General features: G+C 65.2%; 9 protein-coding genes and 1 pseudogene. All 10 read right to left on the reverse strand.

Going from position 1 to position 13,439, the window contains the following annotated elements; all coding sequences use genetic code 11:
• Positions 1-63 precede the first annotated feature (63 nt).
• The 10 genes and pseudogenes from NG698_RS06305 to NG698_RS06350 all read right to left on the reverse strand — a co-directional run bounded on the left by NG698_RS06305 (position 64) and on the right by NG698_RS06350 (position 13,398).
• Complete coding sequence (locus NG698_RS06305) at positions 64-2,298, reverse strand: McrB family protein (protein WP_252608882.1); 2,235 nt, start codon at positions 2,296-2,298, stop codon at positions 64-66.
• Positions 2,299-2,369: 71 nt separating this feature from the next.
• Positions 2,370-2,621 carry a PLDc N-terminal domain-containing protein gene (locus NG698_RS06310; protein WP_141139620.1) on the reverse strand — a complete coding sequence of 84 codons (252 nt, stop codon included), beginning with the start codon at positions 2,619-2,621 and terminating at the stop codon, positions 2,370-2,372.
• A gap of 100 nt (positions 2,622-2,721) precedes the next feature.
• A complete protein-coding gene (locus tag NG698_RS06315; protein ID WP_056346767.1) occupies positions 2,722-3,138 on the reverse strand; it encodes an acyl-CoA thioesterase in 417 nt (138 codons plus the stop codon).
• Between the two features lie 47 nt (positions 3,139-3,185).
• The gene (locus NG698_RS06320; RefSeq protein ID WP_374210084.1) at positions 3,186-5,270 is read right to left on the reverse strand and encodes an ABC transporter ATP-binding protein; all 2,085 of its coding nucleotides are present in this window, start codon (positions 5,268-5,270) and stop codon (positions 3,186-3,188) included.
• Positions 5,267-7,000, reverse strand: coding sequence for an ABC transporter ATP-binding protein (locus tag NG698_RS06325; RefSeq protein WP_058929912.1), 1,734 nt, complete (start codon positions 6,998-7,000; stop codon positions 5,267-5,269). The genes NG698_RS06320 and NG698_RS06325 overlap by 4 nt, the downstream gene beginning before the upstream one ends.
• A 246-nt stretch (positions 7,001-7,246) precedes the next feature.
• Positions 7,247-8,284: an MFS transporter gene (locus NG698_RS06330; RefSeq protein ID WP_374210085.1), complete on the reverse strand. Its 1,038-nt coding sequence runs from the start codon at positions 8,282-8,284 to the stop codon at positions 7,247-7,249.
• Positions 8,232-8,939, reverse strand: a pseudogene (locus NG698_RS21935) (MFS transporter); the annotation flags it as partial. The gene NG698_RS06330 and the pseudogene NG698_RS21935, both read right to left, overlap by 53 nt.
• Before the next feature lie 343 nt (positions 8,940-9,282).
• Positions 9,283-10,977 carry a thiamine pyrophosphate-binding protein gene (locus NG698_RS06340; protein ID WP_252599391.1) on the reverse strand — a complete coding sequence of 565 codons (1,695 nt, stop codon included), beginning with the start codon at positions 10,975-10,977 and terminating at the stop codon, positions 9,283-9,285.
• A gap of 5 nt (positions 10,978-10,982) precedes the next feature.
• Positions 10,983-12,047: an agmatinase gene (speB, locus tag NG698_RS06345; RefSeq protein ID WP_056347317.1), complete on the reverse strand. Its 1,065-nt coding sequence runs from the start codon at positions 12,045-12,047 to the stop codon at positions 10,983-10,985.
• A gap of 178 nt (positions 12,048-12,225) precedes the next feature.
• The gene (locus tag NG698_RS06350; protein WP_252599392.1) at positions 12,226-13,398 is read right to left on the reverse strand and encodes a M24 family metallopeptidase; all 1,173 of its coding nucleotides are present in this window, start codon (positions 13,396-13,398) and stop codon (positions 12,226-12,228) included.
• Positions 13,399-13,439: the final 41 nt, after the last annotated feature.

Here is a 13,439-nt window from a genome sequence, read left to right on the forward strand (position 1 = left end):
TGGCGCGCTGCCTGGCCACGGCCGCGCTGCGCTGCGCCGCCGTGCGCGGGAGTGTGGGTTGGCTTAGCTGGTAACAAGGCGTCCCAGCAGCTGCTCCAGCCCGAACCGCTCCTCCAGCTGCGCCCGGGTCAGCTGGCCGTGGTAGTGCTCCTCCAGCAGCGGCATCAGCTCGTATTTCCAGATCCGGCGCAGCCCGGCCGGCGTCTGGGCTGCCTTCTTCATGAAGTACGACGGGCCAATCATCAGGTCCCGGTCCCACTCGTCGATGGCCGCGTTCAGCGCATCCAGCAGCAGCGCCGGCGTGGTGTCCAGGTCCCGCACCTGCAGGAACCGCAGCAGCGACCCCTTCACGGGCTCCGTCTGCGGGTGCAGCTCGATGAACGCGAACCGGCGTCGGATGGCGGCGTCCATCATGGCGATGGACCGGTCCGCGGTGTTCATGGTGCCGATGATGTACAGGTTGTCCGGCAGCGTAAACGGCTCGTTGGGGCTGTATTGCAGGTAGATCCGGTCATCGCGGTATTCCAGCAGGAAGTACAGCTCGCCGAATACCTTGGCCAGGTTGGCGCGGTTCATCTCGTCAATGATCAGGAAATAGGGCTTCTTTTCGTTCCCAGGCTTGGCGGCTTCCTCGGCCAGCCGGCGCAGCGGCCCCGCCACGAGCTTGAAGGACACCTGGCCCTCGTCAGTCTTGTCCGGCCGGTAGCCCTCGAAAAAGTCCTCATACGCGTACGACGGGTGGAACTGCACCAGCTTCACCCGCTCGTCCGTGCTGTCCTGGGCCAGCTCCGCCGCGAGATGCTTGGCCAGGTACGTCTTGCCCGTTCCGGGCGGCCCGTACAGGACCAGCTGGCGGTTCTCCTCCAGCAGTTCCGCGATCTCCTGCAGCGGCTCCAGGTCCATGTGCAGCGAATCCGCGAAGTCGCGGCTGAGCGGGCGGAAGCCCTCCTGCACAGGGGGCACGACGGCGGCAGGCGCGTCGGCGTCGCTGTCCTCCGGTTCCGCCTCGGCCGGCACGAGCGCCTGGAGCGCCTGCACCACCCTGGTCACGTCAACAACGATCCCCGAGGTGGCCAGCTGGCGCTGGACGTGGCGGGGCAGGTCCGCGGTGGCGTGGCCGTCGTCGTCCAGCCAGCGCACCTTGCGCCGCAGGCGGCGGTTGTCGTCGTTGTGCTCGGGTTCGCCCAGCACCACGCCCAGCCGCACGGTGCCGGCGTGCTGGAACAGAACCAGGTCGCCCGGCTTCATGACGGTCAGGAAGGCGAACACCGCCGTTTTGGTGTCCTCCCGCTCGACGTAGCCGAGATGCTTGTAGTCCTCGTCCACGGCGTGCTGCACCAGCCCCGCGGTCACGCCGGGGTCCAGGTGGCGGAGATGTTCGACGTCGAGCGTCACCTTCTCCTCGTCCTGCCACGCGGTGAGGAGTTCAGCGTTGTCGCTGTGGGTACGCAGCAGCCACGCGCGTCGGCCGGGGTCCCCGACTTTGCGCCACTGGCTGACCAGCTGGCGGGCGTACCAGTCGATGCGCTGGCCCGCCTGTTCATCCAGGTGCAGGCGGATGCGGTTAATGTCCGCGGTGATTTCCTCGTCGGAATCGCCCTTCGCCCCGCCTACCAGCGAGGCGAAGGCGTCGCGGATTTCCTGCCGCTCCACGTCCGCCACTACCGGCTCGAAGTAGCTGGGCCAGGCCAGGTACTCGATGCTGCGGCGGATGGCGGGCTGGTCCGCCGGGGTGCCCGCGGCGAGCTCGTGGAACTTCAGCGGGTCCTTCAGCGCCTTCGCGATGGCCACCGGAACCTGCTGGTCCACATGCTGCACAAACCGGCAGAGCCACTTCAGGTGGTCCCAGATGGTCCAGTTGAATTCGGCGGTGCGGTCCCTGATCACGCCGTGGTCCGTCATGCCCTTGTAGAGTTCCTCGGGCAGCTCCAGCGGTGGCTCCAGCCAGGACGCGGCCTCCGCCACCCGGGCGCGCTTGACCTTCAGCGACTTGACCTCGTGCGCCAGGGGCAGTGACTGCAGGAAGAGTAGCTCCACGGCCAGCTGCTTGGCCTCCCGGGAGGCGTCCTCGAGGTTCTGCCGGAGATTGGTCATCATGGGCGCCTTGGCATCCGCGGCTCCCCGGTTCAGGCGCTCCAGCAGCTCCGCCGCAGCCTCCGCTGTCCAGGTCAGGGTGTTCCCGTCCAGGGCCGACGGCTTGCCCTGCAGGCCCGGTCCCAGCACGAACCAGGCCGCGTCCTCGATCTCCTTTGAGACACCGAGGGCGCGGTGCATGGCAGTCTTGGGATTTGGGGTCATGGGTTCAAATTTACAGGCTCAAACTGGATGCCTGCTCCGAAGACCCTGGCGGTGTGCAGATCCGAGGCCTGCTATTTGACTGCCCCGAGTCCGGCTCCGGGCCGCTTGCGCCCCAGGATGAAGTAGCCCATCGGCCCGATGAAATTGATCAGTGCGGCCACCCGCCAGGCTGCCTTCGGCCCGTTGATTTGCGCCGCCGGACGCTTGGAGATGTCGCGCTGGGCGGCCAGCATCAGCGCCACCTGCCCTATCCCGATGACCACGAATCCCGCCCGTGCCGCCGGTGACATCTCTTTCCAGGTCTTTTTGTTTTTCTTGGCCATGGTCAACGCTCCTTATTGGGTATTTCCAGTTTCCGGTGTGCGCCGTGCCTGCGCAACGGGTGTGCAGGCACGGCGCCGTGCGGTTCAAAACGTGAACGGCTCAAACGGTGAACGGGGCCAGCCGCTCCTTCTGCTCCGGCGTCAGGCGCAGGACGCGGCCGGAGGCCTCGTCCACAAACGCCAGATGGCTGCTGGCCCGGACGCACTCCTCCCGGGTGACCGGGTCCTGCACCACGTAGTGGATGTCGAAACTGGCGCCCTTCACCGCGCCGATCCACACCTGGACCACTGCCGGGACATTGCGGTATTCCAACGTCCTGACGTAGCGGATCTTGTGGTCCACCACCAGCGCCAGAGTTCCCTCCGGAACGTCGTTGAAGAGCGACACTTCCGGTTCGATGCCGGGCAGGCCGGCACCCCGGGGAGGCCCGAACGCTGCGATCCGGGCCTCCTCGAGCATCCTGACAATCTGGACGTTGTTGATGTGCCCATAGGCGTCCATATCGCCCCAGCGCATCGGGACCAGGACCTCGATGCGCCGGGCGGCTCCGGTTCCCAGCGCGCTCAGCTGTGGACCGCCGTCGAATCGTCCACAACGGTTTCCTCAACATCGGAACCGGCGAACTGGGACATGTACAGCCGGTAGTAGGCACCCTCAGCCGCCAGCAGCGTCTTGTGGTTGCCCTGCTCCACGATCTTGCCGTTCTCCATCACCAGGATGGTGTCGGCGTCGCGGATCGTGGAGAGCCGGTGGGCGATCACAAAGCTGGTGCGGTCCGTCCGCAGCGCCGCCATGGCCTTCTGGACCAGCAGCTCGGTGCGTGTATCCACGGAGCTGGTGGCCTCGTCCAGGATGAGCAGCGACGGGTTGGCCACAAATGCGCGGGCGATGGTGATCAGCTGCTTCTCACCGGCGCTGACGTTGTTGCCTTCTTCATCAATCACGGTGTCGTAGCCCTCCGGCAGGGCGCGCACAAAGCGGTCCACGAAGGTGGCCTTGGCGGCTGCCATGACCTGCTCCTCGGTGGCGTCCAGGTTGCCGTACCGGATGTTGTCGTAAATGGACCCGCCAAACAGCCACGCATCCTGGAGCACCATGCCCACCTTGGACCGCAGCTCGGACCGGCTCAGGTGCGTGACATCCACGCCGTCCAGGGTGATGGACCCGGAGTTGAGCTCGTAGAAGCGCATCACGAGGTTCACCAGGGTGGTTTTGCCGGCCCCCGTGGGACCCACGATTGCCACGGTGTGCCCGGGTTCTGCCGTGAAGGACAGGTTTGCGATCAGCGGCTTGTCCTCGGTGTAGCTGAACGTGACATCCTTGAACTCCACATGCCCGTCGGTCTTGGCCGGCAGGTGCTCGGTGGCGGTCTCGGAGTCCTGCTCATCGGCGTCGAGGAATTCAAAGACCCGCTCCGAGGACGCGACGCCGGACTGCAGCATGTTGGCCATGCCGGCCATCTGGCCCAGCGGCTGCGTGAACTCGCGCGAGTACTGGATGAACGCCGTGGCGTCGCCCAGGGACATCGAGCCCGAGGCCACCCGGAGGCCACCCACGACGGCGATGCCCACATAGCTGAGGTAAGAAACGAACTGCATGACGGGGAAGATCATGCCGGAGACGAACTGGGCTCCGAAGCTGGCCTTGTAGAGGGCCTCATTCCGCTCTTCGAAGCGTTCCAGCATGTCAGCGTCACGGCCGAAGACCCGCACAAGATCGTGCCCGGAGAAGGACTCCTCGATCTGGCCGTTCAGCTCGCCCGTGTTCTTCCACTGGGCGGCAAAGAGCTTCTGGCTGCGCGAGCCGATCAGGCCGGCAGCCACACCGGACAGCGGCAACGCCACGAGGGCGATGAGAGCAAGCTGCCAGGAGACGATGAACATCATGATGACGATGCCGATCACTGTCAGCAGCGAGCTGATCAGCTGCGCGAAGGCCTGCTGCAGCGCCTGCTGGACGTTGTCGACGTCGTTCGTCACTCGGGAGAGGACGTCGCCGCGCTGGCGGGTGTCGAAGTAGTTCAGCGGGAGCCGGTTCAGCTTCTTTTCGGTGTCGTCCCGGAGCCGGCGGATCACCTTCATGACGATGCGGTTCAGCACGTAGCCCTGCAGCCAGAGGAAGATGTTGGCCACAAAGTACATCAGCAGCACGATGGCGATCAGGACTGAGAGTTTCTGGAAGTTGATCCCGGTGCCGGGAACCAGCTCCATCCGCGACACCATGTCCGCGAAGTTGTCCTGCCCCTGCTGGCGCAGGCCTTCCACGAACTCGTCCTTGCTGGCGCCCGCGGGGAGCTGCTTGCCAACCACGCCGCCGAAGATGACGTCCATGGCCTGGCCCAGGATCTTGGGGGCGATGACATTCAGGACCACAGAGACCACCACCAGGGCCACCACGGCGTAAATGCCCACAGCCTCAGGCTTCAGGAGCCCCAGCAGGCGCTTCGCCGAGGGCCAGAAGTGCTCGGCCTTCTTGGCGGGCATGCCGCCGAACATGTCGCCGTCGGCCTCGGAGGGCTTGTATTCCTCCTCGAAGAAATCGTCGTCCTCCAGGAGGTCTTCCGGAGTTACGGAATCCGGGTTCGTTTCGGTGGTCGAGCCTGTCGTTTCGGTGGTCGAGCCTGTCGAGACGTTCTTGGCGGCGCTCATGCCATTTCCTCCACGCTCAGCTGGGATTCAACAATTTCCTGGTAGGTGGGTGAGGTTTCCAGGAGTTCCTCATGCGTTCCGCGGTCCACGATCCGGCCGTTGTCCAGGACCAGGATCTGGTCTGCGTCGGTGATGGTGGAGATCCGCTGGGCCACGATGATCACTGTGGCGTCGGCGGTGGTCTGTTTCAGCGCGGCGCGGAGCCTGGCATCGGTTGCGACGTCCAGCGCCGAGAACGAATCGTCAAAGAGGTAGACCTTGGGTTTTGTGATCAACGCCCGGGCGATGCAGAGCCGCTGCCGCTGGCCGCCGGAGACGTTGGTGCCGCCCTGCGCGATGCGGGCGTTCAGTCCGTTCTTCTTCTCGCGGACAAAGCCCTCGCCCTGGGCGATCTGCAGCGCGTCCCAGAGTTCCTGGTCCGTGGCCTCGGTCTTGCCGAAGCGCAGGTTGTGCTCGATGGTGCCCGAGAAGAGGTACGGCCGCTGCGGTACCAGGGCCACGCGCTTGGTGATCTCGGCACGGTCCAGGTTGCTGACGGAGACGCCGTCCAGGAGGACTTCGCCCTCGGCGATGTCGTACAGGCGCGGCAGCAGGGCCAGCAGCGAGGTCTTGCCTGCACCGGTGGAACCGATGATGGCAACGGTCTCGCCCGGCTTGGCGGTGAAGCTGATGTTGCTCAGCACCGGCGTCTCGGCACCGGGGTAGGCAAAGGTGACGTTCCGGTATTCCACTACCCCGGCCAGCGTGGCGGGAGTCTCAGGACGTTCGGGATCGTGGATGGAGGGTTCGACGTCGAGCACTTCACCGATGCGGTCCGCGCAGACGGAGGCGCGCGGGATCATCATGGCCATAAACGTGCCCATCATGACGGCGATCAGGATCTGGAGCAGGTACTGCAGGAAGGCGGTCAGGGCGCCCACCTGCATTTCGCCCGAATCCACGCGCTGGCCGCCGAACCACAGCACCGCGGCCGTGGACAGGTGCAGGATCATGCCGATGGCCGGGAACATCAGGACAAACAGGGCCCCGATTTTCAGGGAGACGTCGGTCAGGTCCTTGTTGGCAACGCCGAAACGCTCGGTTTCATATGGTTCGCGGACAAATGCGCGGACTACGCGGATGCCAATGATCTGCTCGCGAAGGACCGCGTTGATGCGGTCGATCTTCTTCTGCATGGAACGGAACAGGGGCATGAGCCGGACCACCAGGTAGCCCACCACCACGATCAGCACGGGCACGGAGACCCAGACCAGCCACGACAGGCTGATGTCCTCGCGCAGCGCCATGATGATGCCGCCGATGCACATGATGGGGGTGGCCACCATGAAGTTCAGTCCCATCAGCACGAGCATCTGGACCTGCTGGACGTCGTTGGTGCCGCGGGTGATGAGGGTGGGGGCGCCGAACGTGTTCACGTCCTTGGCTGAGAAACTGGTGACCTTGCGGAACACCCCGCGGCGCAGATCGCGGCCCACGGCCATGGCCGTTTTGGAGCCGTAGTAAACGCCGGCGATGGCGGTGCCCACCTGGACAATGGCCACCAGCAGCATCACGGACCCGGTCCGCCAAATGAAATCCGTGTCCCCGCGGGAAACGCCTTCGTCGATGATCTGGGCGTTGAGGCTGGGAAGGTAGAGCGCTGCGATGGTGGACGCCAGCTGGAACACAACGACGGCCACGATGTATGGCATGTACGGTTTGGAGTAGCGCCGTATGAGGGTGAGGAGCATGCCCGTGAATCCTTAGGAAGAGAGCGCGAAACGATGAGGATAAGTGGTAACAGACGGGGCTGACATTTCTCAGCCTACCCACTCTACGAAATCCGTTGCCCGGGCGAAACATCTACGGTAAATATCATCCGATCGGCGTACTCCCCCACACGTTCCTCCCCACTCACCTGCGCGAACGGACACTTGCGGCCGGATCCGTGGGGCCTCAAGTGTCCGTTCGCGCGTCTGTCAGCGGTCGCGCGTCGGTCAGCGGTTCGCGGATGCGAGTTCCGGCGTCGTGCTTTCAGCGTCTGCGCCTGCGTCGGCGCCGACGCCCGTCCCCGCCCCTGACTGGGCCTCCGGCTGGATGTCAACGGTGCGCCGCAGCGGGCGCTCCTTGATGAACAGGACCGAGATCAGGGCTACCACCGCAACGCCGGCGGAGATCAGGAAGGCCTCGGCGGTGGCGTCGCCGTAAGCGGCGCGCATGATCTCGCGGACCGGTGCGGGCATGTCAACGAGGTCCATGCTGGCTCCGGCCGACCCGCCCGCCACCGGGATGCCGGCCGCTGCCAGGCCCTGCGTGGCGAGTTCGCTGACCCGGCTGCTGAGGACGGCGCCGAGCACGGACACACCGATTGCGCCGCCCACCGAACGGAAGAAGGCAACAGACGCGCTGGCCGAGCCGATATCTGACGCCCGGACCGTGTTCTGCACTGCCAGGACCAGGTTCTGCATCAGCATGCCGAGGCCCACGCCCAGGATGGCCGTGAAGATCCCGGCCTGCCACAGTTCGGTGGTGGGGTCCATGGTGCCGGCCAGGCCGAGGCCGCCGATCAGCAGGGTGGACCCGCCGATCAGGTAGCCCTTCCACTTTCCGGTGCGGCTGATGAGCAGACCGGAAACGACGGAGCCGGTCAGGTTGCCGGCGATCATCGGCAGCGTCAGGAGCCCGGCTTCGGTAGGCGTGGCGCCGCGGGCCACCTGGAAGTACTGGCCCAGGAAGGTTGTTGAACCGAACATCGCGATGCCCACGGCCACTGAAGCGATGATGGCCAAAGCGGTGGTGCGTTCGGAGATGATCTTCAGCGGGATGATGGGCTGCTCCACCTTGGATTCCACCAGCACCAGCAGGGCCAACAAAACCACACCGCCGCCCACCATGGCGGCCGACTGCCAGGAGACCCAGTCGTAGTAGGCGGGGTTGCCGGCGAAGGAAACCCCGATCAGGAGCAGGCTGACACCCGAGGTCAGCAGGATGGAGCCAAGCCAGTCGATCTTGACGTGGCGCTTGATGCGCTCGATTTTCGAGGGTGATCTGGAGCAGGATCAGCGCAACGACGGCGAGCGGCACGCAGACGAAGAAGGTCCAGCGCCAGCCCAGCGGGCTGTCCACGATGAATCCGCCCAGCAGCGGGCCGCCGGCAGTGCCTACCGCCATCACGGCGCCCATGTAGCCGGAGTATTTGCCGCGGTCCCGCGGCGGGATCATGGTGCCGATGATGGCCTGCGCCAGCGCGGTGAGCCCGCCCATGGCAACACCCTGGATAACGCGGGCGGTGAGCAGCAGCGGGATGGTCTCGGAGAGTCCGGCCATGACGGAGCCGGCCACAAAGATGACAATGCTCAGCTGGACCAGGAGCTTCTTGTTGAAGAGGTCGGACAGCTTGCCCCAGATGGGGGTGGTGACGGCGTTGGCCAGCAGGGCGGCGGTGATCACCCAGGCGAAGTCGGTCTGGGTGCCGTGCAGATCGGACATGATGGTGGGCAACGCGTTGGCAACGATGGTGCTGCTGAGGATGGCGGTGAAGAACGCCGCGAGGAGCCCGGTCAGGGCTTCCATGATCTGGCGGTGCGTCATAGCCAAGGGCGGTGCGGCGGGTTGGCTCGACATATCAGTGCTCCTGGAGGTTCTGGGGTGCGGCGGCTGGTGCCGCGGTTGAAGGTGCCGGGAGTGCATGTGCCCGGGCTGAATGCTTGAGGGACTCCGAGAGTTTTGTCAGGATCAGTGCCGTGTCTTCGGCATCCTCCTGGCTCCAATCGCTGAGGTACTCCTGCAGCGTGGCCGTGCGGCGCTCTTCGATCTTCCGGAGCTTGTCAGCGCCGGCCGGCGACAGGGCAACCAACTGGGCGCGGCCGTCGTCGGGATCCTGCCGCCGGATGACGTAACCCAGCTCTTAAAGCGCGAGAGGACACTTGGGGCCCTTTGGAATGGGGCCTCAAGTGTCCTCTCGCGCTGTGGTGGAGCGGGGGCTGTGGTAGAGCAGGGGCTGTGGTGGAGCGGGTGCTTTGGTGCTGGGTGTTCAGTCGTCCAGGTGGGTGGGGCCGAACATTTTGAGCAGTGTTTCGACGACGACGACGTTGGGTCCGTCCGCCGCGAAGCCCGCCTTGAGCGCGTCCCCGACGTCCTCGGGGGCCACCCGTGTGGCCGGCACACCGAATGCTTCGGCGAGCTTGACGAAGTCGGGGCGCGCAAGCTCGGTGGCCGTGGCCTTCCCGAACGCGCCCACCATGTATTCACGCAGGATGCCGTAGCCGCCGTCGTCCACGATCAGCCAGGTGACCGGGATGTTGTGCTGCTTGGCGGTGGCGAGTTCGGAAATGGAGTACATGGATGAACCGTCACCGGACACGGCGAGGACCCGGCCGGGCTTGCCGACTGTTTCCAGCCCGACGGCGCCGCCGATGGCTGCCGGGAAGCCGTAGCCCAGGCCACCGGCACCCTGGGCCGAGTGGAACTGGCCCTGCCGGGCATCCCAGCAGCTCCAGCCCCAGTACGCGGAAATGGTCATGTCCCAGAAGGTCTGCATGTCCGCGGGGACGGCTTCGCGGATGTCGGCCATGAACTTCAGCTCTTTGCCCAGGTCCTGGGATTCCAGCCGTGCCTTGACCTTGGCGAGCGAGTCCTTCACCAGGTCCTCCGGGGCGGTCCCGTGCCAGCTGCGGATGGTGTCGACGGGCGCAATCAGGGCCTCGTCGAGGGCGGCGAGGGCCTGGCCGGCGTCGGCACGGATACCCAGACCGGGGCTGTTCGATTCGAGGACGCGCGGCTCAGCGTCGATCTGGATGATGCGGCCGCGGGGCGCGAACGTGAAGTAGTTGGACGTGACTTCACCGAGGGACGAGCCGATGACAATCAGGACGTCGGCATCTTCCAGGAGGTCCGTCATATGCCGGTCCTCGATCCAGGACTGCAGAGAAAGCTCATGGGTCCACGGGAACGCGCCGTTGCCGCCAGGAGTGCAGATGACCGGCGCCCGCAGCTTTTCGGCAATCGAGAGCAGCGATTTTTCGGCCCGGCCCCGCCGGGTACCTCCACCGGCGATGATGGCGGGACGTTCCGCCGTCGACAGCCATTTCACTGCTTCCCGGACCAGCTCCACGCGCGGCGGGTTGTCCGCTGCTTCGGCGAGCGCGTCCTCCACCGGGGGCACCATGATGGGATCCAGCAGCACGTTCTGCGGGATTTCCAGCCAGACCGGGCCCTGCGGCGAGGAGATGGCTTCGGTCCAGGCATCCTGGATGGCCGACGGAATGCCGGACGCGTGCTGGATCAGGCGCTGGCTCTTGGTGACGTTCGCGGCCGAGGCCTTCTGGTCATCGAGCTGGTGCAGCATGCCCTTGCGGCGGGCGCCTAGTCCTTCGAGCGGGATCTGGCTGGCCACCACCACCATGGGCACACCCGTGGCGTAGGCCTCCTGCAGGCCGGCCAGGGACGTCAGTGCACCGGGTCCGGTGGACAGGAACAGCACGCCCACTTCGCCGGTGGCGCGGGAGTACCCGTCCGCGGCGAAGGCGCTGTTGTTCTCCACGCGGGAGGACACGAAGTGCAGGTTGCCGCGGCCCATGGCGTCAAACAGGCCGAGCGCGTGCTGGCCCGGGATGCCGAAGACGGTCTTGGCGCCGAGCGCTTCAAGGGTTTCGACGACGAGGTCCCCGCCGTTGCGCTGGCTGGTCCCCTTGGTAGGTGCTGCTGTGCCCGGATCGAAATCAATCATGGTGGCTATTCCTTGGTTCCGGCGGCGAAACCGGCAGGTTGGCGGGCTTCTTGGCCGAGAGCTTGGGCGGCGTAGCCGTTGGCGGTCCCGAACCGGTCACCTTCAACAGCATTGTCCGCCATCAGGGTGATCAGTTCATAGGCCACATGGCTGGCTGCCACGCCGGTGATTTCGGCGTGGTCGTATGCAGGAGCAACCTCGACGACGTCGGCGCCCACCAGGTTCATGCCGCGGAAGCCCCGGATGATCTCCAGGAGTTCGCGGCTGGTGATCCCGCCGGCCTCGGGGGTTCCGGTGCCCGGCGCGTGTGCGGGGTCCAGGACGTCGATGTCCACGGAGATGTAGAGCGGGCGGTTGCCGATCCGGTCGCGGACCTTGGCAACGGTCTCCAGGACGCCCTGGTAGTAGACGTCCGCGGAGGTGACGATGCCGAACCCGAAGCGATGGTCGTCGTCGAGATCCTTTTTGCCGTAGAGCGGGCCGCGAGTGCCGATGTGGCTGATCGCTTCCGTGTCCAGGATGCCTTCCTCAACGGCCCGGCGGAACGGGGTGCCGTGGGTGTATTCGGCGCCGAAGTAGGTGTCCCAGGTGTCCAAGTGGGCGTCAAAGTGCAGCATGGCAATGGGTCCGCCAGCCCGCTCGGCAGCCGCGCGGAGCAGCGGCAGGGCGATGGTGTGGTCCCCGCCGAGCGTCACCAGCTTGCTGCCGGCCGCGGTGAGGTCCAGGGCATTCTGCTGGATGGTTTCGATGGCTTCGTTGATGTTGAACGGGTTGACCGCCATGTCGCCGGCGTCGGCCACCTGGATGTTTTCGAATGGGCTGACGTCCCAGGCCGGGTTGTAGGGCCGGAGCAGGCGGCTCGCTTCCCGGATGTGGTTGGACCCGAAACGGGCGCCGGGGCGGTACGAAACACCCGAGTCGAAGGGCACTCCCACCACCGTCACGTCAGCCTTGGCCACCTGGTCCAGGCGCGGCAGGCGGGCGTAGGTTGCAGCGCCGGCATAGCGCGGGATACGGGATGAATCGATGGGGCCAAGGTTGCCGTTGGCTTCGATGCGCAGCTCTTTCAAGATGAGCCTCTCCTTCGAGGATTGATCGGCGGGTGTGACAGCCATCATAGCCTGAAGTTTCCTTATGCGCATCAGTTGTTTACAAGAACGCCGTCCGGGCGGGGCCTCGCGGACCGTTCCCGCCTGGGTTAATGGTCCGGCGGTCCGTCCGGTGTTTTCCGGACGGACCACCGGTGGGCTAGAGGCCTGCGCCGGTGCGGTTCCACCCGCGTGCGGAGTCGCCGGGAGCTTCCCAGCCGTCGTCGGTCACGATCAATGTGTCCTCGAGCTTGATGAATCCGGACTCGTGGTCCTCGAACCACGACTCGATGGAGAGGACCATGCCGGACTTCAACGGATCATTCGCATGCGCCCCGAAATAGGGAACGGGTCCGGTTGAGGTCAGCCGGGGAACTTCGTGGGTGATCAGGCCCATTCCATGGGCGACGAATTTCATGTTGGCACCATCAGGCAGCTTCGAGATCGTGTCGAGCGCTGTAACGAAGATGTCGCCGCCGCGTTTGCCTGCAGCGACAGCGGTCCGTGCCTCCTGCTGCACGGTTTCGATCTGTGCCAGCAGATCGGTCTGTCGCGCGGTGGGCTCGGTGTCAATTGCCATCCTGGACAGATCGCCGATGTATCCCTCGTACATGCCCCCGGAATCGATCGACAGGCTGGTGCCTGAGCGCCACACATCGGAGGACGGGGACCGGTTCATGGATCCTCCGCCGAGAGTCACCAGGGCGTATTCGTAGAACAGGCCTCTCCTGGTCTGCTCGAGGCGGAAGATCTCGGCGATGTCGTGTTTGGTCATTCCGGGTTGGACCAGGCCGAACGAGGCCTGCATTGAATCGATGATGCCATGGGACGCGATACGGACCAGCTCAAGTTCTCTCTCGGACTTGACCCCGCGAAGGGATTCCAGAACCGGATGGACCTCCACGAATGTCGCTGCGGGAAGGAGCTCGCGCAGGGTGTCGAGGGCGTCCGCGGGGATGAATGACTTCTCAACCCCAATTGTGGCGCGGGCGAGCCCGCGCTTCTCCAGAGCCGCCGCTGCGGCCCGGGCCGTGTCGATACTGGTCCAGCTGATGTTCTGGATATCGGATACCCAGATTGCTCCGCCCGCGGTTCCCCAGTCCTCGTTGCCTGCTCCGATGTAGAAGGAGTCATCGAGTTTGCCCCGCACGATTCCGACGGCGGGAAGGTAGCGGCTGACCCCGGTGGCGTCAGCATGAGCGAAGAAGAAGAACCGGTAGCCGCCCAGCAGATGCTGCACGTTGTGTTTTGTCGTGGCGAGCAGGGCATCAATGCCCGCTCCCTCCATAAGGTCCTCGAGGTACTGCTCATCGAAAGGTACCGAAACTGCCATTGGATACTCCAGACTTCGTTTTGTTATTCGTCGCCGATGCG

The sequence above is a fragment of the Pseudarthrobacter raffinosi genome (assembly GCF_023913735.1).
Taxonomy (GTDB): domain Bacteria; phylum Actinomycetota; class Actinomycetes; order Actinomycetales; family Micrococcaceae; genus Arthrobacter; species Arthrobacter raffinosi.

Coding starts and splice junctions, on each gene's coding strand:
- NG698_RS06305 (WP_252608882.1), bottom strand. CDS start 2,298: ATGACCCCAAATCCCAAGACTGCCATGCACCGCGCCCTCGGTGTCTCA.
- NG698_RS06310 (WP_141139620.1), bottom strand. CDS start 2,621: ATGGCCAAGAAAAACAAAAAGACCTGGAAAGAGATGTCACCGGCGGCA.
- NG698_RS06315 (WP_056346767.1), bottom strand. CDS start 3,138: ATGCGCTGGGGCGATATGGACGCCTATGGGCACATCAACAACGTCCAG.
- NG698_RS06320 (WP_374210084.1), bottom strand. CDS start 5,270: ATGAGCGCCGCCAAGAACGTCTCGACAGGCTCGACCACCGAAACGACA.
- NG698_RS06325 (WP_058929912.1), bottom strand. CDS start 7,000: ATGCTCCTCACCCTCATACGGCGCTACTCCAAACCGTACATGCCATAC.
- NG698_RS06340 (WP_252599391.1), bottom strand. CDS start 10,977: ATGATTGATTTCGATCCGGGCACAGCAGCACCTACCAAGGGGACCAGC.
- NG698_RS06350 (WP_252599392.1), bottom strand. CDS start 13,398: ATGGCAGTTTCGGTACCTTTCGATGAGCAGTACCTCGAGGACCTTATG.